This is a genomic window from Actinomadura luzonensis, assembly GCF_022664455.2.
GTDB classification, from domain to species: Bacteria; Actinomycetota; Actinomycetes; order Streptosporangiales; family Streptosporangiaceae; genus Nonomuraea; species Nonomuraea luzonensis.
In genome coordinates this window covers 1,594,377-1,619,505 of sequence record NZ_JAKRKC020000001.1, presented here as the reverse complement: position 1 = coordinate 1,619,505, position 25,129 = coordinate 1,594,377, and the positions used below count along the sequence as shown (strand labels likewise).

The following is a 25,129-nucleotide window of genomic DNA, read 5'->3' as shown; positions in this document are numbered from 1 at the left end:
CGCGCTCGTGGCCCGGGGCGAAGGTCCCTCTTCGGGGTCAGTTGTACTTGTAGAGCTTGTCGGCGACGCGGTGGCGGCCGTCGAAGACCGCGGCCCGGTACATGCTGATCGACAGGTCGCCGTGCTGGGCCTTGCCGCAGGTGCCGACGCCGGCGAGCTGGTGGATCTCGAAGCGGGCGGTGGGGTCGCCGCCGACGAAGTACTCGGCGCGGGCCTGGTACTTGTCGGCGCGCACGTCGCAGGCGAGGACGTAGGTGCCGGTGCCGCGCTCGGCGAAGCAGGTCATGGCGGCGCCGCGGGTGGTGGTGCAGAGCTTGGCGCGGGCGCGGGCGGTGTCGGGGGTGATGCGGGTCTCCCGCTTGACCGGATATTTGGCGATGTTCTGGACGGTCTTCCAGCGGCCGTACTTGACCCGGCGGTTGCCCCGGTACAGCGCGGCCCGGAACGTGACGACCTTGCCGATCTCCCGGCTGCCGCGGACCGCGCCCCGGCCGGCCAGGTTGTGGACGACGTACTCGGTGCCGAGGTAGCCGTTGAGGTAGTACTCGACGGCGGCGTGGAGCCGGTCACCGGCCGTGTCCTCGATCGTGATGCCCGGGCGGTCGCTGCCGTCCGGGCCGACGCACGCCTCCGCGCCCTTGACGCGGACGCACACCGGGTCGGCCTCGGCCTTCGCCTGCGTCGTCCCGGGCGTGACCCGCGTCTCGGCGGTGGCCGGGCCCGGCTCGGCCGCGGCGGCGGTCCCGTCCGTGCCGAGCACGACGGCCGCCAGGGCGGCCACAGCGATGAAGACACGACCTAACATCACTTACCTCACCAGCCTCACATTGGGCATCGAATGCACAATGTGACGTCATCTGGGGTTCATAAGTTCGTCAGGAACGTCTCCAGCCGCCGCAGATCCACGTTTCTGGTCTCCTCGGACGGGACCACGACCACCAGCTCCCGGCACACCGGCCACGCCTGGGCCTGGGCGGCGAACGACAGGACGATCAGCTTGACCAGGTTCTCCCTGCCGAGCCACAGCTCCGACCCGAGCAGGGGCACCGCCACGCGCTCGCTGTCGCGCACCGACGTCCACAGGTGACCGAGCGCCGTCCACAGGTCGTCCATGGACGGGTCCTCGCCCGTGCGGGCGCAGGCCAGGCAGTAGACCCGGCGGTGCGGGCCGCCGCCGAGCGCCGCCACCGTGCCGATCGGGTAGCGCCGCACCCGGCCCACGGGCTTGGCCTCGCGCGTCGCGACCGAGACCGGCACCCGGGCGGCCAGGGCGCGGTCCAGGTCGTCGCCGAGGCGATCCGGTTCGCCGCCGTAGGCCGTGCCCAGGGAGCCCGCGTCCAGGTCGAACGTGTCGCCGCAGCCCACCACCAGATCGGCCCGCTCGCGCTCCGCCTCGGCGAGCAGATCGCCGAACCGGACGACGATCGTCGCGTAGGGCAAGCGGCGCACGATCCGGTCGCGAGGCCAGGCGCGGGCCAGCGCCCAGGCCAGGCAGGCGGCCACCGCGAGCGCCACCCACGCCGCGGCGAGCGGGACACCGGCCGCCAGAGCGGGGACCAGCACGATCGAGGCCGCCCCGAAGGCCAGGAGGAACTGCGTCGCCAGGCGGGCACGGCCGGGTGCGGTGCGGAAGACCTGCTGCAGGCGCGCCGTCACACCGTGAACATACGTCGCGGCGCCGGGCGTTGACCAGAGCCGCCCTCCCGGGGGGCTCAGGCCTGCTTTCTGCGGGGCGTCAGGCTGGCCAGCAGGAGCAGCAGCGAGCTCTGCGCGAGCATGCCGGGCGCGAGCGGCGGCGCCGAGCCGACCGTCTTGGTCAGCGCGTACCACCACTGGGTGAGCGGCGAGAGCGCGTCCCATTCCGCGTCGGACGACCCCATGCCGTGATTGACCGACACGTGCATGAAGACGCCGTACGCCGAGGCGAGCAGCACCACGCCCGCCAGCACCCGCACCGCGGTGACCGTCCGCGGGGCGTCGCTCAGCGCGAGCAGCACGAGCGCGACCACCAGCAGGGCCAGCGCCGCCCAGGGGATGAGCTGGACCGGGGAGTGCCAGTGCCGTTCGAAGGCCAGCTCCAGCACCGCCCCCGCGATGCCGACCGCGACCAGCCCCAGGAGTCCGAGACGCAGCGAGATCGGGCCTGCTTGAGCGATCCGGCGGCGGTGCGCCGCCCTCTCCGAGGTTGAGGTCATGACCCGGAATCTGCCGCGGCAGGCTCAGAGCAACCTGTGCGGATTCTGAAGATCTGGTGAGAAAATGGTTGCGGCTCTCAATATCACCAGGATCAGCCTTCCGCGCCGCGACTTTCCCGGGATGGGGCCGGCGGCGGGCTGCACGACTTTTTCACGACATCCGCACATCGGCCGGGTGGATCGGGACGCGTTGTTCGGGTCTGCTCGAAGGGGGTTCCCTGACCGCGATGGAGGATGCCGTGCCCGAAGCGCCGGACTGGATCGACGAGCCGATCGTGGACCCCGCCGCGCCCGCCAGGACCGCCCGTCGCGCCGCCGGCCGCCGGACGGGGGGAGGGGAGCCCGGGCAGGGGGAGAGCGAGCCGCCGCCGTGGGTCCGGTGGGCGCTGCGGGCGGGGGCGGTCGTGACGGTCGTGAGCGGGGCGTTGTTCACGATGGCGGCGCATCGTACGGACGGTGAGGCGGCGGCGATGTCGGCCGTGACGGTGGTGGTCGTCACCATGGTGCTCATCGGGCTGTCGCGGCCGGGCATGGGCTACCGGCGTTCGCGGCCGCGGCCCGCGCCCGAATGTGTCGTCGTCCCGGCCGAGCTGGACCGGGCGGCGCTGGAGCTGCTGGCGCGGGCCCGCCGGGCGGTCACGGACGTGCGCGGGTCGCGGGCGTACCGGCTCGGCCTGCTCGACACCGCGGCCTGCGACGTCGTCCTGCCGGAGCGGCTGTGGGAGATCGCGCGGCTGCTCCGCGCCCACACCGGTCTGCGGGCGGAGCAGGCCGGCGCGTACACCGCGCTCGCGCGCCTGCGCGCCGAGCAGGCGGCGACCCTGGCCGCCCCCGGCGAGCCACGGGCGCAGCACCCGGCGGCGGAGGATCCCGCTCAGGAGCTCGCCGCCGTGCTCGATGCGCAGCGCGACGCGCTCGCCTCGTCGGTGGCGTTCACGGCGCGGCGGGTGCGGGAGCTGGAGGACTACGCCCGGTCCGTACGAGCCGCCGACCTGGCACTCCACGCCCACGACCGGCAACGCGGCAACGACCGCTACCGCGACCTGCTCGCCTCCGCTCACGACACGGACGAGGTGCGCCGCCTGACCGCCCACGCGACCACCCTGACGGCGACCCTCCACCAGTCCCTCGCCACCGACTCCCTCGCCACCGGCCCCGTCACCACCGGCCCCGTCACCACCGGCCCTGGTGAGCGGAGGCCCCGCTGACCGCCCCTGGCGTCAGAACTCGCGCCAGTCGCCGAACCACGCCTCCGCCTCCGCCGACGGGACGCCCGCCCGGTCGGCCAGCTCCAGGAACACCTCCCAGGCCTCCTCCCGCCGCACGGTGTCGATGACCTCGTACCGCTCGTCGATCCCGTTGAGCGTGTGCACGAACTCCCGCAGGATCACCCGCGCGTCGGCCACCGCCCCCGGGTCGTCGGCCGCGAGGCCGCCGAGGGCCCGGGCCGCCGCCGCGTACGCCCGGCAGGCGGCCTCGCCGGCCCGCTTGTGGTCGTCGACCCAGTCGCGCAGCGGGTTGTCGATGTTGGCCGCCAGCCACCGGTCCGGCTTGGCGCCCCGCACCTCGACCGCCACGTCGCTGCCCTTGTAGCGCTGCTTGACGGCCTTGGACCGGCTGCTCCTGAGCCCGTCGACGGCCAGCCGCCGCAGCGGCCCGTCGGGGGCGGGCAACATCGACGCGTCCACCTCGTACGCGTCGACCAGCTCCAGCGTGTGCAGCCGGGGCAGCGCGTCGAGCCCGGCCAGCCCGCCGTAGGGCCGGGCCCACCGCACGCGCAGCGCCTCCAGCTCGGCCAGCCCGTCCAGCAGCGTGCCCGTGACGTCGCCGGCGGCCTCCACCACCAGCTCGCGGACGCCGCGTAACCCCTGCGGCACCCCGCACCCGGTGGTGAGGGCGACCCACCGCCCGTCGTGCGCCGCCTCCACCGCCTCCGGCGGCGCCGCGCCCTCCAGCCGTAACGTCATCAGCCCCGGCGGCAGGACCAGCCGGCGCGGCATCCGGCCCGCGAGGGTCAGCTCGTGGAGGAACGTCCGGCCGAGGTCGACGACGCCGGCCGGCGGGTCCTCCCAGCGCAGGGCCGAGACGAGCGGCCGGTCCCGGAGCGCCGCCACCAGGCCCCGCTCGTCGCCGCGCCAGCTCAGCTGGGTCAGGTGCGGCAGCGCGTCGAGCCCCGCCCACCGCACGTCGCCGCGCTGGTCGCGCAGGTCGAGGTGGGACAGCGCGGCCGACCTGGTCATCGGCCCGTTGCCGAGGTCGACCTGGACCCGGCCGTGCCCGGCCCGTTTGTACGCCTCCCTGACCCGGGCCGGCACCTCGAGCTGCCAGCGCCGCTGGAGCACCACCTGCGTGCCGAGGCCGGCCCAGAAGGCGTAGGAGCTGGTGCCTCGGGGCAGCTCGGGCCGCACCGGGAGCCGGCCGAGCCGGACGTAGCCGGCCGGCAGGTGCTCGTCGGCCGCCACGTTGACGACCTCGGGGTCGCCGGACCAGGAATGGTGATCGACGATGAGCGGGCCCGCCGCGCGCAGGTCGTCGAGCCCGGGCGGCTCGGGGGAGTGCCAGTCGAGCACGCAGACCGTGAGGTATTCGTCCGCCGCGGTCACCTGGCAGGCTCCGTAGCCGCCCAGGGGCAGCGGGATGGCCACGACATCGCCCGTTCCCAGCATGACCGGCACGCTAGCAACCTGGCACGACATTCTCACCGTGCTCAGCGAACCCGGCTCAGCGAACCCGGCTCAGCGAACCCGCCGCCCGGGGCCGTCCTGCTACAGCGCCGCCGTGATCTCCCGCTCGGCCGCCTCCTTGGTGACGCCCAGCCCGGCGAGCGCCCGCGCCAGCGGCCCGTCCCCCAGCTCCAGCACCCCGAGCAGCAGGTGCTCGGTGCCCACGTGGTCGTGCCCCAGCCGCAGCCCCTCCCGCATGGTGAGCTCCAGAGCCTTCTTGCTCTGCCCGGAGAACGGCACCTCCCGGGCGCCGGCCGGCTCGGTCCCGGTCCCGAGGACGTCGCGCACGGCCTGCCCGACCGCCTCCGGCGAGGCGCCGAGCCTGGCCAGGGTCCTGGCGCCGAGCCCGTCGGGCTCGTCGAGCAGGCCGAGGACCAGGTGGCCGGGCTCGATGTGGTCGTGCCGGCCGCTCAGCGCGGCCCGCTGGGCCTTGACCACGGCGGCGCGGGCGTGGTCGTCGTAGCGGGCGTAGACGCGCAGCTCCTCGCCCAGGGTGGGCGTTCCGCCGCCCTTGGGCACGAACCGCTTCTGCGCGGCCTGCTTGGTGACGCCCATGCTGCGCCCGATGTCGGTCCAGGACGCGCCCGAGCGCCTGGCCTGATCGACGAAATGGCCGATCAGGTGGTCGGCCACCTCGCCGATGTGCTCGCCGAGCGAGACGGCGTCGGTCAGCTCGCCGAGCGGGTCGCCGTCCGGGTGGCGGTGCTTGATCACGGAGATGAGGTCGTCGAGACGAACGGTTCCTTCCATGCGTCAACCATAAGTTGACGCTGGGAGACCGTCAACCCTTGGTTGACCACCCGTGGCCCAGTACGCTGGCGGCGAACCACACCGGAACGGAGCACCGATGAACGACAGTGACCTGGCGGCCCCCGGCGCGGACCGCGCCCAGGAGTTCGAACGCTTCCGCCCGCTGCTGTTCTCCATCGCCTACCGCATCCTCGGCAGCGTGGACGACGCCGAGGACGCCGTCCAGGAGACCTGGCTCCGGTATCTGACGTCCGACGTCGAGCCCGTCTCGGTCCAGGCGTACCTGTCGACCGTCGTGACCCGGATCGCGATCGACGTGCTCCGCTCGGCCCGGGTGCGGCGCGAGTCGTACGTCGGCGAGTGGTTCCCCGAGCCGCTGCTCCAGGACCCCTACGAGGACCCCGAGCGCTCGGCGGAGCTGGCCGACTCCATCTCCATGTCCGCGCTGCTGATGCTGGAGAGGTTGAGCCCCCTGGAGCGGGCGGTGTTCGTGCTGCGCGACGTCTTCGCCTTCGAGTTCCCCGAGATCGCCGACGCCGTCGGCCGGTCGGAGGCGGCGTGCCGGCAGCTCGCCGTGCGGGCCAGGCGGCACATGAGCGACGGCCGTCCCCGGTACGCGGCCGGCCGGCGCGAGCGCGAGGAACTGGCCGGCCGCTTCTTCGACGCGCTGTGCGGCGGCGACGTGGACGCCCTGCGCGAGGTGCTCGCGGCCGACGTGCAGGCGGTCGGCGACGGCGGCGGCAAGGCCCCGGCCTTCGCGCGCGCGGTCACGGGCGTCGACAACGTGGCCAGGGTGCTGGCGGTCACCGTGCCCGCGCTGCTCGCGATCGGCGGCACGGTGGAGCCGCACGAGCTGAACGGCCAGCCCGGCGCCATCCTGCGCGACCGCGACGGCAAGGTCGTCAACACGATCACGCTCGACATCCGCGACGGGCACGTGCACACGATCTGGGCGGTGTCCAACCCGGACAAGCTGCGGCACGTCGGGCCGGTCGGCGACGGCTGGGAGGTCGCCAGAGCCATGCGCCAGGCCTCTCGCTGATCCGCGCCACCCCGGCGACGGGCCCCGACGGCGACGACATCGGGGCCGCGTCGCGTCGCCGGGCGATCACATGTTGATCATGTGCCCCGCGAGCCCGTGGACGGCCTCCTTGACCGCCTCGCCGAGCGTGGGGTGCGCGTGGACGTTGCGCGCCACCTCGTGCACGGTCAGGTCCCACTGCTGGGCCAGCGTCAGCTCGGGCAGCAGCTCGGTGACCTCCGGGCCGATCATGTGCGCGCCGAGCAGCTCGCCGTGCGTGTCGTCACTGATGATCTTGACGAAGCCGGCCGTGTCGCCGAGGCCGTGCGCCTTGCCGTTCGCGGTGAAGGGGAACTTCGCCACCTTCACGTCGTAGCCCAGGTCGCGGGCCTGCGCCTCGGTGTAGCCGAAGCTCGCCACCTGCGGCTGGCAGTACGTGGCCCGCGGGATCATCACGTAGTCGAGCTCCATGGTCTCCGCGTCGGCGATCGTCTCGGCCGCGATGACGCCCATGGACTCGGCGGCGTGCGCCAGCATCAGCTTGGCCGTGACGTCGCCGATGGCGAAGATGTGCGGCACGTTCGTGCGGCAGCGGCCGTCCACGGCGATCGCGCCGCGCTCGGTCAGCTCGACGCCGGTCTTCTCCAGGCCGTAGCCCTCGACGCGCGGCTGGAAGCCGATGGCCTGCATGACCTTGTCGGCCTCCAGGACCTGCTGCTGCCCGCCCTTGGTGACGGTGACCTTGACCGAGGAGCCGGTGTCCTCGATGCCGTCCACGCGGGTCGAGGTCATCACCTCGATGCCGAGCCGCTTGTAGCGCTTGGCCAGCTCGGCCGAGACCTCCTCGTCCTCCAGCGGCACCACCCGGTCGAGGAACTCGACGATGGTCACCTTGACGCCGTAGTTGTGCAGCACGTACGCGAACTCCACGCCGATGGCGCCGGCGCCCGCGATGATGATGCTGCGCGGCAGCTCCTCGGTGAGGATCTGCTCCTCGTACGTCACCACCCGCTCCGACAGCCGCGTGCCCGGGATCAGCCTGGTGGTGGCGCCGGCCGCGATGATGCAGTGCGAGAAGGTGATGGTCTCGCCGTTCACCTGGAGCGTGTTGGCGTCGAGGAAGGTGCCCCGGCCGTCGTACTCGGTGATGGCGTTCTTCTTCATCAGGTAGTGAACGCCCTTGACCCGCCCGTCGGCCACCTTGCGGCTGCGCTGGAAGGCCGCGCCGTAGTCGAAGCTCACCTCGCCGCTGATGCCGAAGGTCTTGGCCTCGTTGTGGAAGATGTGGGCCAGCTCGGCGTTGCGCAGCAGCGCCTTGGACGGGATGCAGCCCACGTTCAGGCAGACGCCTCCCCAGTATTTCTCCTCGACGACCGCGGTGCGCAGCCCGAGCTGGGCGGCGCGGACCGCGGCCGTGTATCCTCCCGGACCCGCGCCGAGAACGACGACGTCATAGTGAGTGCTCATGGGACGGACCATACCGCCCGCCCGGAACCATCCCTGACGCTAGACCTCCACCTTGTACGACAGCGTCAGCTCATCAGCGGGAACACCCCGGATCCCCCAGTTGACCTTGGGCATCTCGACGATCGTCAGCTCCAGGTCCTCGGGGTCGTGCGGCCATTTGTCATAGAGCGCCCGGATCAGCGCCCGCTTGGCGTCGTCGCTCCGGCCGGTGAAGCAGACGATCTCCACGATGAGGTAGCGCTCGCCGCGCTGCGGGCAGACGAAGTCGTCGCCGTCGAGCAGCAGGAAGCGGTGGAACCGCTTGTCGGCCGGCACCCCCCACGCGCTCACCAGGCACTCCTGCAGCAGGTCGGACAGCTCGCGCTGCCGCCCGCCCCAGACCTCACGCCGTCCGTACACCTTCACCTGAGCCATGCCGCCACTATAGAAGGCGTGATCCGCATCCTTCTCGCCGACGACGAGGCCATGATGCGCGCCGGCGTGCGCGCCATCCTCGCCTCCGACCCCGAGCTCGACGTGGTGGCCGAGGCGGGCGACGGGCGGCAGGCCGTCGACCTGGCCATCAGCCACCACCCCGACGTCGCGCTGCTGGACATCCGCATGCCGCGCCTCGACGGGCTGGCCGCCGCCGCCGAGATCCGCCGGGCCGCGCCGGCGACCGCGGTGGTGATGCTCACCACGTTCGGCGAGGACGACTACATCGCCAAGGCGCTCGACCTCGGCGCGGCCGGGTTCCTGCTGAAGTCCGGCGACCCGCGCGAGCTGATCGCGGGCGTCCACGCCGTGGCCGAGGGGGCGGCGTACCTGTCGCCGAAGGTCGCCCAGCGGGTCATCGCGCAGCTGTCCGGCGGCCGGATGGCGCGCGGCGCGCTGGCCCGCGACCGGATCGAGGCGCTGACCGAGCGCGAGCGCGAGGTGCTGGCCCTGGTCGGGGCCGGGCTGTCCAACGCGGAGATCGCCGCCAGGCTGCACCTCGTGGAGGGCACGGTGAAGGCGTACGTGAGCGCCATCCTCACCCGGCTCGACGTGCGCAACCGGGTGCAGGCCGCGATCATCGCCCACGAGGCCGGGTTGGTAGCCTGACCTGTGATGTATCGCCTCGTGTTCACGCAGGTCTTGCGGCGTTTCGACGCCGAGGCCGTGCACCACCTGACCGTGAGCGCCCTCGCGCTCCTCGCCCGGCTGCCGCTGCTCAGGCGGCTGCTGCACCGGGCGCTCGCGCCGCACGACCCGGCCCTGCGGATCACCGCGTTCGGCGTGCACTTCCCCGGCCCGCTCGGCCTCGCCGCCGGCTTCGACAAGGACGCCGTCTGCGCGGAGGCCCTCGCGGCGCTCGGCTTCGGGCACGTCGAGGTCGGCACGATCACCGCGCACGCCCAGCCGGGCAACCCGCGCCCGCGGCTGTTCCGGCTGGTGCCGCAGCACGCGGTGATCAACCGGATGGGCTTCAACAACGCCGGCGCCGCGGCCGCCGCCCGGCGGCTGCGCCGCACCCGCGGCGTGCCGGTCGTCATCGGGGTGAACATCGGCAAGACCAAGGTCGTGCCCGAGTCCGGGGCCGCCGCCGACTACGTGGCCGGCGCCAGGGAGCTGGCCCCGCTCGCCGACTACCTGGTGGTCAACGTCAGCTCGCCCAACACGCCCGGGCTGCGCGACCTCCAGGCCGTCGAGCTGCTGCGCCCGCTGCTCACGGCGGTCAAGGAGGTCGCCGACGGCACGCCGCGCCGCACCCCGCTGCTGGTCAAGATCGCGCCCGACCTCGCCGACGCCGACGTGGACGCCGTCGCCGACCTGGCCCTCGAACTGGGCCTGGACGGCATCATCGCGACCAACACCACGATCAGGCACGGCGGCCAGAGCGGCGGGCTGTCCGGCCGCCCGCTGAAGGAGCGCTCGCTGGAGGTGCTGCGCCGGCTGCGCGCCCGCGTCGGCGACCGGCTCACGCTGGTGTCCGTGGGCGGCGTCGAGGACGCCGACGACGTGTGGGAGCGCCTCCTCGCCGGGGCCACCCTGGTGCAGGGCTACACCGGCTGGATCTACGGCGGCCCGCTGTGGGCGGCCCGCATCCACCGGCAGCTCGCCCGCCGCGTGCGCCGGCACGGCCTGAAGAACATCACCGAGGCGATCGGCCGCACCGCCGCGTAGCCCGGCGGCCGAGTCCGCCCCCTAAGGTGGGAAAGTGATCGAAGCAGTACCACTCACCGACGACGTCATCCTGCGCCCGGTCACCGAGCGGGACGACGAAGCCCTCCTGCGGGCCTACACCCGCAACCGCGACCACCTGCGCCGCTGGGAGCCCCGGCGCCCCGACGAGTTCTACACCCTGCCCGGCCAGGCCCACCGCCTGAAGGACCTGCTGCGCCAGCAGGCCGACGGCCGCACCGTGCCGTGGGTGCTGGCCGACGGCGACGAGGTGGTGGGCGGCATGACGCTCAACAACATCGTCCGCGGCCCGTGGCTCAACGCCGACCTCGGCTACTGGACCGACGCCCGCTACACCGGCCGCGGCCTGACCACCAAGGCCGTGCTGGAGGTGTGCAGGATCGCCGACCAGGAGCTCGGCCTGCACCGCATCGCCGCCGCGACCCTGCTCGACAACGCGGCCTCGCAGAGCGTGCTCCGCAAGGCCGGCTTCGAGCAGTTCGGCACCGCCCCCGACTACCTGGAGATCGACGGCCGCTGGCAGGACCACCGGCTGTTCCAGCGCATACTCAACGACCGGCCCGCGTTCACGTTCTGAGGCTCACACGCTCGGCCGGGTCGACTCCGGGTCGTGCGTCATGGCCTCGATGCGGGCCATGACGTCCGTCACCCGGACCGTGCTCGGCCGGTGCGGGCGGCGGCGCTGCCACGGGTGCGGCCCGGCCAGGGGCCGGTACTCCACGCCGAGCGCGTCCAGCCGGCCCAGGTGCTCCTCCAGCCGGCCGGCGAAGCCGTCCTGGCCGGTGCCCGACCAGGCGACCTCGGCGAGCGCGCAGGCCCGCGGCCACATCCGGTAGTCGAGCGTGCGGGCGTCGGGGACCCGCTCGCTCCAGAGCTGCGCCTGCGCGCCCAGCACCCGGGCGCGCTCCGCGTCGCTCCAGTCCTCCGGCGCGGGACGGAAGGCGGCCACGTCCGCGAGCGTGATCGCGTCGCCGATGGCCATCGGCTCGTCCGGCGAGGACGACTCGGCGTAGTCGAAGTAGAGCGGGAACACCGGCGTCGCCACCACGTCGTGCCCGGCCGCCGCCGCCCGCCGGCCCACGCCCATGCCGCGCCACGGCATGACCACGGTGTCCTCGCGCAGCCCGCCGCTGACGAACGCCTCGTCCCACACCACGGCCCGGGCCCCGCGCTCGGCCAGCGCGTCGGCCAGCCGGCGCAGGAACCACGCCTGGAGGTCGTTGACCGACGACAGGCCCAGCGACTCGCGGTACGCGGTGATCTCGGCGGAGCCGGCCCAGTGGTCGAGCACCACCTCGTCGCCGCCGATGTGCACGTACGGCGTCCCGCCCAGCGCGCCGATCACCTCGTCGAAGATCGTGGTCAGGAACTCGACCGTCGGCGGCAGCGGCGACAGGATGGCGGGGGAGATGCCCCACCGGTCCAGCACCTCGTACGGCTCCCCGGTCGCCCCGAACGCCGGGTAGGCGGCCAGGATCGCCGAGGCGTGGCCCGGCACGTCGATCTCCGGCACGACCGTCACGCAGCGCGAGCGCGCGTACGCGCCGATCTCGGCCAGGTCGTCCAGCGTGTAGTAACCGCCGTGCGGCACCTCGTCGTAGACGACCGGCTCCCGGTAGTGGCTGACGACGGTGCGCGGCCGGTGCGAGCTGACCTCGTGCAGCAGCGGGTACGCCCGGCTCTCCACCCGCCAGCCCTGGTCGTCGACCAGGTGCAGGTGCAGCCGGTTGAGCTTGTGCAGCGCCATCAGGTCGATCAGCCGCAGGACCTCCCGCGTGGGGAAGAAGTGCCGGGCCACGTCCAGGTGCAGGCCCCGCCAGGAGAAGCGCGGGGCGTCCTCGATCCGCGCGCCGGGCACCGGCCAGGACGTCCGCTCGGCGAACCGGTAGGACGCGGGCGGCAGGAGCTGGTGCAGCGTCTGGGCCGCGTAGAAGGCCCCGGCCCGGCCGCCGGCCACGATCTCCACGCCCCGCGAGCCCGTCGTCAGCCGGTAGGCCTCCTCGCCGATCGCCGGGTCGCGCCGCACGTCGATCTCGCCCGCGTCGCCGGGCCGCAGGTCGAGGCCGGGGAGGGCGAGACGCACGGCGTCCACGAGGTCGCCGGACACGGTCGCGCCGGCGCTCAGCTCGAAGGAACCGGACAGGCGGGAGAAAAGCTCAGGACGAGGGATCATGCTCCCAGATAGTGCTGCAATCCGTTCGCCAGCGCCACCGCGATCCGCTGCCGGAACGCCGGGCTCTTCAGCTTGGCCGCGTCGCCCGCGTTGCGCATGTTGCCGGTCTCGATGAAGACCTTCGGCACGGTGGACAGGTTGAGGCCGCCGAGGTCGTTGCGGTAGTCGAGCGCGTCGCGGCCGATGTAGGTGGAGTAGGCGATGCCGGTGCCCTTGCGGTAGGCGTCGCGGACGTCGACGCCGAGCCGCGACGACTTGGCCACCACCTTGTCCACCGGCCCGCCGATCTTCTTCGGCATGATGACGTGGAAGCCGTGGTCGCCGGGGCCCGCCCCGTCGGCGTGGACGGAGATCGCGGCGTCCGCCTTCGCCTTGTTGCCGATCGCGGCCCGCTGGGTGATGCAGGGGCCGACGCCGGTGTTGTCGCTCCTGGTGAGCTTGACGGCGGCGCCCCGGCTCTTGAGGATCTTGGCGAGGCGGTTGGAGACGTCCCAGGTGAAGGCGGCCTCGCTGTAGCCGTCGTTGGTGGAGGTGCCGGTGGTGTCGCACGCCTTCTTCTCGGTCAGCACGTCCACCTGGCGGTTGATGATGTCGGGACGGCGGTAGTTGCCGCCGTTGTGCCCCGGGTCGATGACGATGACCTTGCCGTCGAGCGGCTTGGCGGCCGGCGGCTCCTGCTTGCCGGAGGTCTGCGGCGGCTGCGACTGCTGAGAGGCGGTGGTGGTCACGGGAGCGGCCTGACCCGCCGCGGCGTCACCGGAACCGGAACCGGCCCCGGAGCCGGCCCCCGAGCCGGCGCCGCCGCACGCGGAGGCGATCAGGCCGCAGACGGCGAGAGCTGAGGCTGCTAGAGCACGCATGGCCTCTAACTTACGTCAGGCCCCGGGTGCGAACCTCGCAGAACGGCAAGCTCGGCGCGTTACCACACGTGCTCGCCGACCTCCTGGCGCTCCAGCAGGGCGGCCAGCTCCCGCGCGTCCTCGGCGTCGAGCCCGAGGACCACGCGGGGGCGGCCCCACGGGTGGTCGAGGGAGTGGGCGACGTAGCTGGCGACGGACTCGGCCCCGCCGTCGGCGCCCCGCCCCCTGCCCGCGCGCCAGTGCCCCCAGGCGCGTTCGAGCTCGGCAGCCGCGCGCTGAGCGCAGGACACCAGTTCCGGATCACGCATGACTGTTCCCCCGGATCGACGCGTGGCCGGAACGGGTCCGGCCACCAATAGCATGACGCTGCCGAGTAAACCGCCGTGCGGCCGCGCCGCCACACGGCTTGACCCAGCCTTGGCCGTTCTCAGACGCGACCCGTGCTCCGCCGCACGATCAGCTCCGGCCGCACCTCGCGCAGCCGCGAGGCCTTGCCGGGGTCGCCGATCCGGTCGCTCAGCAGCGCCGCCGCCGACCGGCCCATGGCCCGGCGGGCCTGGTCGACGGAGGTCAGGGAGATGTGGGTGGAGGCCGACAGGTGCGTGTTGTCGTAGCCGATCACGGACAGGTCCTCGGGGACGCGCAGGCCCAGGCCGGCGGCGGCGGACAGCACGCCCAGCGCGACCACGTCGTTGGCGGCGAAGATCGCCGTGGGCCTGGGGTCGCGGGTCAGCAGCGCCGTCGCCGCCTCCCGGCCGCCCTCCTCCGAGGCGTCGGCCGCCTCGACCATGATGTACGGCGCCAGCGAGTGCCTGCGCATGGCCACGAGGTAGCCCTCGCACCGTGACGAGCGCGGCCCCTCGATGTGCGCGATGCGCTTGTGCCCCAGCTCGACCAGGTGGTCGATGGCCAGGCGGGCGCCGAGCTGGTCGTCGTCGACCACGATGTCGACGCCGTCGAGCTCGATGTCACGTTCCCCGACGACCACCGTGGGCGTGTAGGCGGTCGCCTCGATCAGGGTCTCGCTGGTCGGCGGGATGCCCAGCAGGACCAGCCCGTCCACCCGCAGCTCCAGGAAGGCCTCCACGGCCTCGTCCTCGAACGCGGGGTCCCACTGGCTGTTCCCGATGAGCATGCGCAGCCCGTCGCCGTGCAGGCTCTCCTGAAGGCCGTCGAGGAACTCGGCGTAGAACGGATTGTGCAGGTCGGCGACGAGCGCGCCGACGAGATGCGTACGGCCTTCGACCAGGCTGCGCGCGACCGCGTTGGGCCGGTAGCCCAGCTCGCGGGCAGCCTGCAGCACGGCCTGGCGCCGGTGCTCGCTCACGTGCGGGGATCCGCGCAGCACGAGAGAGACCAGCGATTTCGAGACGCCGGCTCGCTCGGCGACGTTACGGATGGTTGGTCTGGGCCGAGGCAAGGCATCTACCTCTCTCAGCTCAGTGATCGTTGAAGTTTTGACGGGCGGTCCTGACATGTGTCTCCCCCGCGATGCGGATATGGGCACCTGTCTGACCAAACGATCGAGTTCGCCGCAGGGTACGGCCTGCACTGCGGATTGACGAAGAGAAGTCGACCTTGACGGGATATGCACACGTCAGCCATGGGCCGGGGGTCGGATACCGTACAGGTGTGACATCCGGTAAGTCAGCCGAGACGGCACGGCCGGCGCGGCGCAGGCTCAGCGTCGACCGCCGCCGCGAGGAGCTGATGGCGGCGGCCCTGGAGCTGTTCAGCACCCGCGACGCGGAGGATGTCTCGATCGACGACGTGGCGTCGGCGGCGGGCGCGTCGCGGGCCCTGGTCTACCACTACTTCGGCGGCAAGCAGGAGCTCTACGTGGCCGCGCTGAAGAGCGCGGCCGAGCAGCTCGAGTCGCGGCTGAGACCCCAGGGGGGCGGCCGGCCGCTGGACGAGCTGGCCTCGGGGCTCGGGCGCTACTTCGACTTCGTGGAGGAGCACGCGGCCGGCTTCGCCGCGTTGCTGCGCGGCGGCCCGGCCAACCGGACCGGCGAGGTCGGCGAGATCGTCGACGGCGTGCGGCGGCGGCTGTTCCGCCTCATCCAGAAGCAGATGGGGGTGGAGGAGCCCAGCCCGGTGCTGCGCGCGACCCTGCGCTCGTGGATCGCGTCGGTGGAGACGGCCGGTCTCGATTGGCTGGAGCACCGGGATCTGGAGCGCCCGGCGCTCGAACGCATGCTGGTGGACCAGATGGTGGCGCTGCTCGGGGTCGCGGCCACCTACGACGCCGGCGTGGCCGCCCTGCTGGAGCGGCTGGCCTAGCGCGCGGGCCCGGCGGGCCTCAGGGCGCGGAGGGCCTGGGGCGCGGGCGCGGAAGGAAGGATGGCGCCGGGCGGGCGACGCCAACTCTTCGAGGTGGACCGGGCCCCAGTGCCAGCCTGGTCCACCCTTCATCCCCCCTGAGGTTCGTGAGTGACGACCCTCGATTACTCGGAGCGCTGCTGCGGAATGCCCGCGAGCAGTGCCCGAACCTCGGTCTCCCGGTAACGCCGATGGCCACCGAGAGTACGGATGGACGTCAACTTACCCGCCTTGGCCCACCGCGTGACGGTCTTGGGGTCGACCCTGAACATGGTGGCGACCTCAGCGGGCGTAAGCAGCGGCTCGGCCTCGGGTGTACGAGCTGACATTTGTGCGGCCTCTCCTCCGTGTGGACCGGCTTCGCGATCCTGTGACTGCCTTTGCGCGTGTCACGGATGTCCGCCTATGGCACAGAGCGTGCGGCTTTTCTGAGCCATATGCGGCATCACCCGATGTGACCATACCGCCACGCAGAGCGATTGGCGAGCCCTTCTTTGACCCAACTGCCCGCCCCCGTGGCCATGTCACGCTCGGTGATTCTAGCGACACGTTTCGTGGTATCGCAGTGAAAACGGCAAACTACTCAGTTCGCAGAAGAGAGCAGCCGCGAGCCGTGACCTACTCATGCAGGTCAGACGGCCGTATTGGGGTTCAGTTGGCTGATTCCAGCTGTTGCATTGACTTCCACCGCAGGATGACCCGCTGATACATGGCGTAGGCAAGTTCTTCTTGACCCGTGTCCAGGCCCGTCAGGGCCGCCGCCATCTCCGCCACGGACTGGTCGGCCTGCAGCGCGTCGTCGTCCATCAGGTGCACCAGGCCGCCGTAGTCGAGCTCGACCAGCGAGTGGGGATGGAACTCCTCCAGCCACCTGGCGATGTCCTCGACCTCGAAGCCGGCCGCGAGGTCGCCGAGGTGCCTCCGCAGGACGTTGAGCGCCCGCGCCGCCCGCCGCCTGGCCTGCGCCATGGAGGTGACGTAGATGAGGTTACGGCCCGTAGCGGTCGTCTTCACGTCCTGTCCAGGGATGGAGGAGCCGAGCACCAGCCAGCGCTCGTTCCCATCAAACGGCACGAACCACGCCGGCGGGACGTGCCACGCCGTGGAGCGGATGTGCGTGCGCAACCCGGAGGATCCGGCCTTCCGCTTGAACCGGTCGAAGTCGTCGGCGATCTGGTCGGCGACGTTCCTCGGCACCAGGTGGTCCATCAGCTTCTGCGGAGTCGTCCCACGCCGCCGTGAGAAGGCCAGCCACGAGCGCAGCCGGGTCTGCCAGGGGCACACGTACAGTCGGTCCTCAACGCGCCGCAGATAGGCGTTGGGGCTCTCCTGAGCGGGAACGGGTTGAGGGGGCATGCCGAGCAGGCGCATCACCGACTCGTCGTGCTCCGCGTTGAGCGCGTTCGCGCGGCGCGGGCGGTCACGTGAGTCGGCGTAGTCGGCCCACATCTTGCGCTCGGACTCGGCGAACGCGGTCAGTGGCTCATAGACGCGGAGGTAGGCGGCATAGGGCAGCACGGAGGAATCGTGTCACGAAGCGAACCTCGATGCACCGTTGTGCCCTCACTACAGTGTTCAGTGTGATCTCCGTCGCGAAGAGGCGGCGGACCGGACAGGGAGTCACCACAGTGACCGACGTCTTCGGCACGTCCCATAAGGACGTCCACGAGCAGGTCGTGTTCTGCGCCGACGAGCAGAGCGGGCTGCGCGCCATCATCGCCGTCCACAACACGGCGCTCGGCCCCGCACTCGGCGGGACCCGTTTCTATCCCTACGAGAGCGAGCAGGCGGCCCTCGCCGACGTGCTCAACCTGGCCAAGGGCATGGCCTACAAGAACGCCCTGGCCGGTCTCGACCACGGCGGCGGCAAGGCCGTCATCATCGGCGACCCGGCCCGCGACAAGAGCGAGGCGCTGCTCCGCGCCTACGGCAGGTTCGTCGAGTCGCTGGGCGGGCGCTACGTCACCGCCTGCGACGTCGGCACCTACAGCGAGGACATGGACGTCGTCGCCCGTGAGTCACGCTTCGTGACCGGCCGCACCCTGGCCAACGGCGGCGCCGGCGACTCCTCCATCCTCACCGCGTACGGCGTCTTCCAGGGCATGCGCGCCTCGGCCGAGCTGGTCTACGGCACGCCCTCCCTGCACGGCCGGCGCGTGGGTGTCGAGGGGGTGGGCAAGGTCGGCCACCGCCTGGTGGAGCTCCTGCGCGAGGACGGCGCCGAGGTCGTGGTCTGCGACGTCGACCCCAGGGCCGTCGAGCGGGTGCGCCAGCGCCATCCCGAGGTCGAGGTGGTGGCCGACGCGGCGGCGCTGACGGCGGCCGACCTCGACGTGTTCTCGCCGTGCGCGCTCGGCGGGGCGCTCGACGACGAGACCGTGGGGCGCCTTCGCGCGCGGATCGTCTGCGGCGCGGCCAACAACCAGCTCGCGCACGCCGGGGTCGAGAAGCAGCTCGCCGAGCGCGGCATCCTGTACGCCCCCGACTACGTGGTCAACTCGGGCGGCGTGATCCAGGTCGCCGACGAGCTGAGGGGCTTCGACATGGAGCGGGCCAGGGCCAAGGCCGCCCAGATCTACGACACGACTTCGAAGATCTTCCGAATCGCGGCCGATGAGGGAGTTCCTCCCGCGGTCGCAGCGGATAGGCTAGCTGAGCGCAGAATGTCGGAAGTCGGGCGTATTAGGGCCATTTGGCTTGGCCACTGACGCCCCACGGCCATACGGCGTACCGAGCTGGGCACAAAACAGGTACGGTAATAGGCGAACGATAGGCTGACGCCCGAAGTCAGGGCGGCGTCAGTGTGTGGTGCGTTAGCGACGAGGGGTCGGGGACGACCCCGACGAGGGGGTCGAGCCAATGGGGCGCGGCCGAGCAAAGGCCAAGCAGGTCAAGGTTGCTCGCCAGCTGAAGTACAACAGCGGTGGCACAGATCTTGACCGTCTTCGCGACGAACTCGGGGTCGGAGACCCCGGCCGCAATGACGACGCCGACGACCTCAACGATGAGCTGGCGGATCGCTATGCCGATTACGCCGACGACTACGGCGCCGGTGACGACGACGATGGCCGTCCGTCCGGCCGCCGATAGCCGCACTCCTGGTTGACACGGGGCCGAGGGCCGGCGTTCGCGCCGGACCCTCGCCCGTGCTCGTCGGGCCCCACGGGTGACCGTGGGGCTCAGTCACGCTCGCGCGTCCAGGCCCCGCAGGAAGCCCGCGATCAGCGGGGCGATCTCCGGCAGCCGCTCCTCCAGCGCGAAGTGCCCGGTGTCGAACACGTGCACCTCCGCATCGGGCACGTCCTTGCGGTAGGCGTGCGCGCCGGCCTCGGGGAAGAAGGCGTCCCCCCGGCCCCACAGCACCAGCGTGGGCGGGCGGTGCTCGCGCAGCCACGCCTGCCAGGCCGGGTACAGCTCGACGTTGCTCCGGTAGTCGAGCGCCAGCGCGAGCTGGGCCTCCCTGCGGCCGGGCAGGTCGAGGAAGTGCTGGTCCAGGGTCCAGCCGTCCGGGGCGATCCGGGCCGGGTCGGCGGCGCCGTCCACGTACTGGGAGCGGGTGACCGCGAGGTCGAACAGCTCCGCGGGCGGCTCGGCGATCGTCGCGCGGGCCAGGTCCGACAGGCCCTCCTCGTAGGCGTTGGCGTTCTGCACGACGAGCGCGGCGATCCACTCCGGGTGCCGCTGCGCCACGCGGAAGCCGACCGGGCCGCCGAAGTCGAAGGCGTACCAGGCGAAGCGCTCCAGGCCGAGCGCCTGGACGAAGCCCTCCACGACGTCGGCCAGCCGGTCGAAGGAGTACGTGAAGCCCGCAGGGGCCCGGGTGTGCCCGAACCCGGGGTAGTCGGGGGCGATCAGCCGGAACCGGCCGCCGCCCAGGGCGTCCATGAGCCGCCGGTACTGGTGGGAGGCGGACGGGAAGCCGTGCAGCAGGAGCACCGGCAGGCCGTCGCGCGGGCCTGCCTCGCGGTAGAAGACCTGCGCGCCCGCCACGTCCACGAAACCGTGCCGCACCTCTGGGATGACCATCACTAATGCCTCTTTCAGTCGAAGACGCATTAGTTATAGCGAGCCCGAGTCTAATGGGTCAATCCCGGGATGTACCATTAGGTGCCATGGAGCTGCTGATCGGCGAGCCGCTGGCGCTGGACCTGCTCAACACCCGCACCCGCGACCTCGACGTGCTCGACACGCCCGGCGACTTCCAGACCTGGCTCGCCCGCCAGGCCGGGCGGCTCACCGCGCCCGGCGGCCCGCTCACGCCCGGCGGCCTGGCGGCCGTCCGCCGGCTGCGCGCGCACGTGGCGACGGCCCTGGACGCCGTCCGCGAGGGCGCCCCGCCGCCCGCCGCCGCCCTGGCCGCGATCAACGAGGCCGCCCGGGCCGCGCCGGCGTACCAGGTGCTGGAGTGGCGGGACGGCGGGCCGCGCCTGTCGGCGGCCCGCGACGGCGACCCCCTGGCCGTGCTGCTCGCCCAGCTCGCCGAGGCCGCCGCCGGCCTGCTCGCCGACCCGGCCGTCACCCGGGTGCGCGGCTGCGAGGGCCCCGGCTGCGTCCTGCTCTTCCTGCCCGCCCACCCGCGCCGCCGCTGGTGCTCACCCGACCTGTGCGGCAACCGCGTCCGGGTGGCCCGCCACTATCAGCGGCACAAATGACGCGAACGGGGCTGGGCGCGCCGCCCGGCCCCGTTCGCGCGCCGATGGTCAGCGGTAACGGGCCTGGCCGGCCCCCGGGACGATCTCGCCCAGCACCCACGCCGGCAGCCCCCGGTCCGCGAGGAGGCGGAGGGCGGCGTCGGCGGCGTCGGCGGCGACCACGGCCGCCATGCCCACCCCCAGGTTGAACGTGCGGTCCATGTCCTGCTGGGCCACCCGCCCGTGCCCGGCCAGCACGCCGAAGACCGGCGGCGGGGTCCAGGACGCGCGGTCGAGCACGGCGTCCAGCCCGGACGGCAGCGAACGGGCCAGGTTGGACTCCACGCCGCCCCCGGTGATGTGCGCGAAGGCGTGCACCTCCACCGAACGCGCCAGCTCCAGGCAGTCGAGCGAGTAGATGCGGGTCGGCTCCAGCAGCTCCTCGCCGAGCGGCCGGCCCAGCTCGGGCAGCTCCGCGTCGAGCGACAGGCCGGCCTCGCGCACGATGTGGCGGACCAGCGAGTAGCCGTTGGAGTGGATGCCGGAGGAGGCGAGGCCCAGCACGACGTCGCCCGCCCTGACGCGGTCGGGGCCGAGCAGCGCGTCGGCCTCCACCACGCCCGTGCCGGCGCCGGCCAGGTCGTACTCGTCGGGGCCCATCGCGCCCGGGTGCTCGGCCGTCTCGCCGCCCACCAGCGCGGCCCCGGCCAGGCGGCAGCCCTCGGCGACGCCGCCCACGATCTCGGCGACGCGCTCGGGCACCACCTTGCCGCAGGCGATGTAGTCGGTCATGAACAGCGGCTCGGCCCCGCACACCACGAGGTCGTCGAGGACCATGCCGACCAGGTCGATGCCGATCGTGTCGTGCTTGCCGTAGCGCTGCGCGATCATGACCTTGGTGCCGACGCCGTCGGTCGAGGTGGCCAGCAGCGGCCGGCGGTAGCGCAGCAGGGCGGAGGCGTCGAACAGCCCGGCGAAGCCGCTGGCGTCGTCGACCACCTCGGGCCGGCGCGAACGGGCCACCTTGTCCTTCATCAGCTCGACGGCCCGCTCGCCGGCCTCGATGTCGACCCCGGCGGCCTCGTACGTACTCACGCCTTGCTCTCCAACACGAACTTGCCGACGTTGTCCTGGTCGATCGGGATCGGGTACTCGCCGGTGAAGCAGGCCCGGCACAGCCGGTCGGCCGGCAGCGTGGTGGCCTTCGTCAGGCCCTCCAGCGAGATGTAGCCGAGGGAGTCGGCGCCGAGCGAGGCCCGGATCTCCTCCACCGTCAGCGAGCCCGCGATCAGCTCGGCCCGCGTCGCGAAGTCGATGCCGTAGAAGCACGGCCAGGCCACCGGCGGCGAGGAGATGCGCACGTGCACCTCGCGCGCCCCCGCCTCGCGGAGCATCTTGACGATCGCCCGCTGGGTGTTGCCGCGCACGATCGAGTCGTCCACGACGACCAGGCGCTTGCCCTCGACGACCTCGCGCAGCGGGTTGAGCTTCAGCCTGATGCCGAGCTGCCGGATGGTCTGCGACGGCTGGATGAAGGTGCGGCCCACGTAGGAGTTCTTGACCAGGCCCTGCCCGTACGGGATGCCGCTCTCCTCGGCGTAGCCGACGGCGGCCGGGGTGCCGGACTCGGGCGTGGGGATGACGAGGTCGGCCTCGACCGGGTGCTCGCGGGCCAGCACGCGGCCCACCTCGACCCGGGTGACCTGCACGCCGCGCCCGGCGATCGTGGTGTCGGGGCGGGCCAGGTAGACGTACTCGAACAGGCAGCCCTTGGGCTCGGCCAGCGCGAAGCGGCGCGAGCGCACGCCGCGCTCGTCGATGGTGAGCAGCTCGCCCGGCTCGATCTCGCGGACGAACGTGGCGCCCACGATGTCGAGCGCCGCCGTCTCGGAGGCCACCACCCAGCCGCGCTCCAGGCGGCCGAGCACCAGCGGGCGGATGCCCTGCGGGTCGCGGGCCGCGTACAGCGTCTTCTCGTCCATGAACACCAGCGAGTACGCGCCCTTGACCTGCGGCAGCAGCTCGGCGGCGGAGTCCTCGATGGAGCGGGTGCGGTCCTGCGCGAGCAGCGTGGTCAGGACCTCGGTGTCGGTGGTGGCCCTGGTGGAGCCCGGAGCGAGGCGCTGGGCCAGCTCGGGGGTGTTGATCAGGTTGCCGTTGTGCGCGAGCGCGAGCCCGCCGACCTCGGTGGAGCTGAGCGTCGGCTGCGCGTTCTCCCACACGCTGGAGCCGGTGGTGGAGTAGCGGCAGTGGCCGATCGCCAGGTGGCCCCTCAGGGTGCCCAGCACGGACTCGTCGAAGACCTGGGAGACCAGACCCATGTCCTTGTAGACGAGGATGCGGCTGCCCTCGCTGGCCGCGATGCCCGCGGACTCCTGCCCGCGGTGCTGCAACGCGTACAGCCCGTAGTAGGTGAGTTTGGAAACTTCCTCGCCTGGCGCCCAGACGCCGAAGACGCCACAGGCGTCTTTAGGTGCGCGGTCGTGGGGGTCCAGGTCATGGCCGAGCCGGCCGTCGCCCTTCAGCACGTGCTTCAGTCTAGGTCGGCCGCTTCCGTGCTCGCACCCCGGGGCGGGCTGACGTCGCGGGCGGTGACCTGCCCGCACGCCGGCCGGAGCCCCATGAGGCCGGCCACGTGGTCCGTGAGCTCGTCCTCGCCCAGCGTGGCGTCCACCCCGACGGCGGGCAGCCCGAGGCGGCGGGTCTCGGCGGCGAGCCGGTCGGTGAACAGGCGGTCGCGTTCCAGGAGGTTGTCGCGGGCGCGCGGCGGGTCGCTGGTCCTGCGCGGGATGTCCCAGCCCCGGCGCTCGAACGCGGCCCGCCGGAACGCGGGCGTCGGCAGCAGCCACACGGCGCGGGCCGGGTCCGCGAGCAGCGGCCGGACCAGGTGCGGCAGCAGCCGGAAGCCCTCGGCGAGCACGCCCCGGCCCGGGGGCAGCCGCAGCAGGTCCGAAACGATCAGGGCGAAGCCCTCGCCCCGGTACCAGTGGAAGGTGTCCAGCATGGCGCGCGGCGAGCGGTTCAGCCAGCGCTCGTCCATGTCCATGTCCTTGAAGCGGCTGAGCTGGGGGGCGTCCTCGGGGGTGAGGCGGCGGGCGTGGTCCGGCATGACGTCGTCGGTCGCGTACACGGTCAGGCCGTGCCGGGCCGCGAGGCGGCGGGCGATCGTCGACTTGCCCGCGCCGCTGCCGCCGCCGAGCCAGTAGACGTGCCGCAGCCGTTCCCGCAGCTCGGCGGGCCGGTACGGGGACTCGTCCAGCATGTCCCCATCTTGCCCGCCGCCTGCCGCTTTGGCGCATGGTGACCCAAGGATGAGCGCCCTCTTACCGTGTCGCGTGGTTTAGCGGACGGCCTCCGCGAAAGGGTGAAGTATCCGGCATGCAGACCCGTCGGGAGACGCAGACGTGACCACACCTGGGGATCCGAACGAGCCCCGCCCGGGGCAGGACCCACGCGAAGGGGAGGAACCGGGCGTTCCCGCGACGCCGCGCGAGGGCGAGGAGCCGATCGCGCCCGCGCCGCCCGTCGTCCCGCCGCCCCATGAACCGCCCCGCGAGCCGCCCCACGAGCCGCCCCGCGAGCCGGGCCCCGAGCCGGGCCCCGAGCCGGGCCCCCACCCGCCGCACGAGCCGCGCCCGGGTGAACGGCCCGGGCATCCCGATCTGCCGGCCGCGCCCGAGACCCCGGCCCCGGCGGCGGGCGAGGACGCGGAGGCGACCCAGGCGTTCCCGATCCCGGGCGCGACGCCCGCCTACCCCGGCTGGGAGAGCGCTCCTCCGCAGGACGAGCAGCCCCCGGCCCGGCCGCCCGCGCCCTCCCGCTACGAGGAGCCGCGCCCCGAGCACCCGTACGGCGGCGGGTACACGACGCCCGACCGCACTCCCGGCCGCCCCCAGGGCGGCCCGCAAGGGGGCGGCGTCCCGCCGCACCAGGAGGCGGTGCCCGGCACCAGCCCGTCCAGCCCGTACGGCGGCCCGCCCGGCTACCCCTCGCCCCCGTACGGCTACCCGGGGGCCCCGCCCTACCAGTACGGCGACCGCCCGCCCCAGGACAGGACCGGCAACGGCCTGGCCACGGCGTCGCTGGTGCTGGGCGTGGCCAGCCCGTTCCTCGTGTTCGTCTGCTTCACCGGCCTGATCACCGCGATCCTGTCGATCGTCTTCGGCTGCGTCGCGCTCGCCAGGAAGGCGGGCAAGGGCCGCGCCCTGGCCGGCATCGTGATCAGCGTCCTGTCGCTGATCCTGTTCGCGATCGTGGCGATCTGGTTCTGGAACGTGGTGCAGGACTGCGCCCACCTGTCGGGCCCGGCCGCCGACCGCTGCTTCGAGGAGCGCTTCCCCTGGATGAGCGGCGGCCGCCGCGGCTAGTCGCGCAGCGGCAGGTGCTCTGCCAGATCGGCGCGTGAGCCGCTGGCGGAGACCGCTCCCTTGGCCACCGCCTCCTCCCAGGTGAGCCGCCCGACGGCCAGCTCGATCCAGGTGCGCCCGTCGGTCTCCACGACGTTGGGCGGGGTGCCGCGGGTGTGGCGCGGGCCGGGGATCGCCTGCACGGCCGCGTACGGCGGCACGCGCACCTCCACGGTGCGCCCCGGGCGGCGGCGGCCAGGCGGTCGAGCAGGTGCGCGGTCACGGCCTGGCGGGCCGCGTCGCGCTCGGGGGCGAGGCCGCGGTCGTAGGCGGCCAGCACGGCCGCGACCAGCGCGCCGGGCAGCGCGGCGGCCGGCCCGTCGTACGGCGGCTCGTCCAGGGCGACGAGCTGGGCGTCGAGGGCGGCTCTCAGCTTTTCCGGGTCCATCTTGCGTGGTGGCACCCCGCCATTGTCTCG

At 72.8% G+C, this 25,129-nt stretch carries 27 protein-coding genes and 1 pseudogene; 10 read left to right on the top strand and 18 right to left on the bottom strand.

Annotated elements, in window-relative coordinates:
* Positions 1-37: 37 nt before the first annotated feature.
* From MF672_RS07675 to MF672_RS07665, 3 genes are read right to left on the bottom strand one after another with little or no spacing between them, the layout of a single operon-like run.
* Positions 38-805, bottom strand: coding sequence for a hypothetical protein (locus MF672_RS07675; RefSeq protein WP_242371906.1), 768 nt, complete (start codon positions 803-805; stop codon positions 38-40).
* A gap of 59 nt (positions 806-864) precedes the next feature.
* Positions 865-1,656 carry a macro domain-containing protein gene (locus tag MF672_RS07670; RefSeq protein ID WP_242371908.1) on the bottom strand — a complete coding sequence of 264 codons (792 nt, stop codon included), beginning with the start codon at positions 1,654-1,656 and terminating at the stop codon, positions 865-867.
* Between the two features lie 56 nt (positions 1,657-1,712).
* Positions 1,713-2,195 carry a hypothetical protein gene (locus MF672_RS07665; RefSeq protein ID WP_242371910.1) on the bottom strand — a complete coding sequence of 161 codons (483 nt, stop codon included), beginning with the start codon at positions 2,193-2,195 and terminating at the stop codon, positions 1,713-1,715.
* Positions 2,196-2,434: 239 nt separating this feature from the next.
* Here MF672_RS07665 and MF672_RS07660 point away from each other — a divergent pair, with 239 nt between their 5' ends.
* Positions 2,435-3,403 (top strand): hypothetical protein, encoded by a 969-nt coding sequence (locus tag MF672_RS07660; RefSeq protein WP_242371912.1) that lies wholly within the window; start codon positions 2,435-2,437, stop codon positions 3,401-3,403.
* 12 nt (positions 3,404-3,415) lie between these two features.
* Here the strand turns inward: MF672_RS07660 and MF672_RS07655 are convergent, their stop codons facing one another.
* On the bottom strand, positions 3,416-4,861 hold the full coding sequence (locus tag MF672_RS07655) for a hypothetical protein (RefSeq protein ID WP_242371913.1): 1,446 nt from the start codon (positions 4,859-4,861) through the stop codon (positions 3,416-3,418).
* A gap of 99 nt (positions 4,862-4,960) precedes the next feature.
* Positions 4,961-5,668, bottom strand: coding sequence for a Clp protease N-terminal domain-containing protein (locus MF672_RS07650; RefSeq protein ID WP_242371914.1), 708 nt, complete (start codon positions 5,666-5,668; stop codon positions 4,961-4,963).
* Between the two features lie 97 nt (positions 5,669-5,765).
* Here MF672_RS07650 and MF672_RS07645 point away from each other — a divergent pair, with 97 nt between their 5' ends.
* Complete coding sequence (locus tag MF672_RS07645; protein ID WP_242371915.1) at positions 5,766-6,710, top strand: RNA polymerase sigma-70 factor; 945 nt, start codon at positions 5,766-5,768, stop codon at positions 6,708-6,710.
* A 66-nt stretch (positions 6,711-6,776) separates the two neighbouring features.
* Here MF672_RS07645 and lpdA read toward each other — a convergent pair whose 3' ends face one another.
* Both lpdA and MF672_RS07635 read right to left on the bottom strand, forming a co-directional pair.
* Positions 6,777-8,156, bottom strand: coding sequence for a dihydrolipoyl dehydrogenase (gene lpdA, locus MF672_RS07640; protein WP_242371916.1), 1,380 nt, complete (start codon positions 8,154-8,156; stop codon positions 6,777-6,779).
* 39 nt (positions 8,157-8,195) lie between these two features.
* Positions 8,196-8,570, bottom strand: coding sequence for a tautomerase family protein (locus MF672_RS07635; RefSeq protein WP_242371917.1), 375 nt, complete (start codon positions 8,568-8,570; stop codon positions 8,196-8,198).
* An 18-nt stretch (positions 8,571-8,588) separates the two neighbouring features.
* On the opposite strand from MF672_RS07635, the gene MF672_RS07630 reads away from it, so the two are divergent.
* The 3 genes from MF672_RS07630 to MF672_RS07620 are packed head-to-tail and all read left to right on the top strand — an operon-like array spanning position 8,589 to position 10,896.
* Positions 8,589-9,239 (top strand): response regulator, encoded by a 651-nt coding sequence (locus MF672_RS07630; protein ID WP_242371918.1) that lies wholly within the window; start codon positions 8,589-8,591, stop codon positions 9,237-9,239.
* Between the two features lie 6 nt (positions 9,240-9,245).
* Positions 9,246-10,301: a quinone-dependent dihydroorotate dehydrogenase gene (locus MF672_RS07625; protein ID WP_242371919.1), complete on the top strand. Its 1,056-nt coding sequence runs from the start codon at positions 9,246-9,248 to the stop codon at positions 10,299-10,301.
* A 34-nt stretch (positions 10,302-10,335) separates the two neighbouring features.
* Entirely contained in the window at positions 10,336-10,896 is a 561-nt protein-coding gene (locus tag MF672_RS07620; RefSeq protein WP_242371920.1) for a GNAT family N-acetyltransferase, read from the top strand.
* 3 nt (positions 10,897-10,899) lie between these two features.
* Here MF672_RS07620 and MF672_RS07615 read toward each other — a convergent pair whose 3' ends face one another.
* The 4 genes from MF672_RS07615 to MF672_RS07600 all read right to left on the bottom strand — a co-directional run bounded on the left by MF672_RS07615 (position 10,900) and on the right by MF672_RS07600 (position 14,829).
* Positions 10,900-12,492 carry a beta-N-acetylhexosaminidase gene (locus MF672_RS07615; protein WP_242371922.1) on the bottom strand — a complete coding sequence of 531 codons (1,593 nt, stop codon included), beginning with the start codon at positions 12,490-12,492 and terminating at the stop codon, positions 10,900-10,902.
* Entirely contained in the window at positions 12,489-13,352 is an 864-nt protein-coding gene (locus MF672_RS07610; RefSeq protein ID WP_242371923.1) for an N-acetylmuramoyl-L-alanine amidase, read from the bottom strand. The genes MF672_RS07615 and MF672_RS07610 overlap by 4 nt, the downstream gene beginning before the upstream one ends.
* 59 nt (positions 13,353-13,411) lie before the next feature.
* On the bottom strand, positions 13,412-13,660 hold the full coding sequence (locus MF672_RS07605) for a hypothetical protein (protein WP_043621500.1): 249 nt from the start codon (positions 13,658-13,660) through the stop codon (positions 13,412-13,414).
* A gap of 119 nt (positions 13,661-13,779) precedes the next feature.
* A complete protein-coding gene (locus tag MF672_RS07600) occupies positions 13,780-14,829 on the bottom strand; it encodes a LacI family DNA-binding transcriptional regulator (RefSeq protein WP_242371924.1) in 1,050 nt (349 codons plus the stop codon).
* A gap of 155 nt (positions 14,830-14,984) precedes the next feature.
* Between MF672_RS07600 and MF672_RS07595 the strand changes: the two genes are divergently transcribed.
* Complete coding sequence (locus tag MF672_RS07595; RefSeq protein WP_242371925.1) at positions 14,985-15,635, top strand: TetR/AcrR family transcriptional regulator; 651 nt, start codon at positions 14,985-14,987, stop codon at positions 15,633-15,635.
* Positions 15,636-15,799: 164 nt separating this feature from the next.
* Here MF672_RS07595 and bldC read toward each other — a convergent pair whose 3' ends face one another.
* Both bldC and MF672_RS07585 read right to left on the bottom strand, forming a co-directional pair.
* Positions 15,800-16,003 carry a developmental transcriptional regulator BldC gene (gene bldC / locus MF672_RS07590; protein ID WP_013133571.1) on the bottom strand — a complete coding sequence of 68 codons (204 nt, stop codon included), beginning with the start codon at positions 16,001-16,003 and terminating at the stop codon, positions 15,800-15,802.
* A 322-nt stretch (positions 16,004-16,325) separates the two neighbouring features.
* A complete protein-coding gene (locus tag MF672_RS07585; protein WP_242371926.1) occupies positions 16,326-17,192 on the bottom strand; it encodes a DUF8083 family protein in 867 nt (288 codons plus the stop codon).
* 110 nt (positions 17,193-17,302) lie between these two features.
* Here MF672_RS07585 and MF672_RS07580 point away from each other — a divergent pair, with 110 nt between their 5' ends.
* Together MF672_RS07580 and MF672_RS07575 are read left to right on the top strand one after the other, a co-directional pair.
* Positions 17,303-18,382 (top strand): Leu/Phe/Val dehydrogenase, encoded by a 1,080-nt coding sequence (locus MF672_RS07580; RefSeq protein ID WP_242371927.1) that lies wholly within the window; start codon positions 17,303-17,305, stop codon positions 18,380-18,382.
* 151 nt (positions 18,383-18,533) lie between these two features.
* On the top strand, positions 18,534-18,764 hold the full coding sequence (locus MF672_RS07575; RefSeq protein WP_242371929.1) for a DUF3073 domain-containing protein: 231 nt from the start codon (positions 18,534-18,536) through the stop codon (positions 18,762-18,764).
* Positions 18,765-18,857: 93 nt separating this feature from the next.
* Here MF672_RS07575 and MF672_RS07570 read toward each other — a convergent pair whose 3' ends face one another.
* Entirely contained in the window at positions 18,858-19,700 is an 843-nt protein-coding gene (locus MF672_RS07570; RefSeq protein WP_242371931.1) for an alpha/beta fold hydrolase, read from the bottom strand.
* An 86-nt stretch (positions 19,701-19,786) separates the two neighbouring features.
* On the opposite strand from MF672_RS07570, the gene MF672_RS07565 reads away from it, so the two are divergent.
* Entirely contained in the window at positions 19,787-20,326 is a 540-nt protein-coding gene (locus tag MF672_RS07565; RefSeq protein WP_242371933.1) for a CGNR zinc finger domain-containing protein, read from the top strand.
* Between the two features lie 48 nt (positions 20,327-20,374).
* Here MF672_RS07565 and purM read toward each other — a convergent pair whose 3' ends face one another.
* Genes purM through MF672_RS07550 form a run of 3 tightly spaced genes read right to left on the bottom strand, consistent with a single transcriptional unit; the run spans position 20,375 to position 23,567 of the window.
* Complete coding sequence (gene purM / locus MF672_RS07560) at positions 20,375-21,400, bottom strand: phosphoribosylformylglycinamidine cyclo-ligase (protein WP_242371936.1); 1,026 nt, start codon at positions 21,398-21,400, stop codon at positions 20,375-20,377.
* On the bottom strand, positions 21,397-22,833 hold the full coding sequence (gene purF, locus MF672_RS07555) for an amidophosphoribosyltransferase (RefSeq protein ID WP_242371937.1): 1,437 nt from the start codon (positions 22,831-22,833) through the stop codon (positions 21,397-21,399). Before purF ends, purM begins: the two co-directional genes overlap by 4 nt.
* Before the next feature lie 5 nt (positions 22,834-22,838).
* Complete coding sequence (locus tag MF672_RS07550) at positions 22,839-23,567, bottom strand: hypothetical protein (RefSeq protein WP_242371938.1); 729 nt, start codon at positions 23,565-23,567, stop codon at positions 22,839-22,841.
* Between the two features lie 142 nt (positions 23,568-23,709).
* On the opposite strand from MF672_RS07550, the gene MF672_RS07545 reads away from it, so the two are divergent.
* Entirely contained in the window at positions 23,710-24,672 is a 963-nt protein-coding gene (locus MF672_RS07545) for a DUF4190 domain-containing protein (RefSeq protein WP_242371939.1), read from the top strand.
* Here the strand turns inward: MF672_RS07545 and MF672_RS07540 are convergent.
* Positions 24,669-25,114 (bottom strand): annotated as a pseudogene (locus MF672_RS07540) (sterol carrier family protein). The gene MF672_RS07545 and the pseudogene MF672_RS07540 overlap by 4 nt on opposite strands.
* Positions 25,115-25,129: the final 15 nt, after the last annotated feature.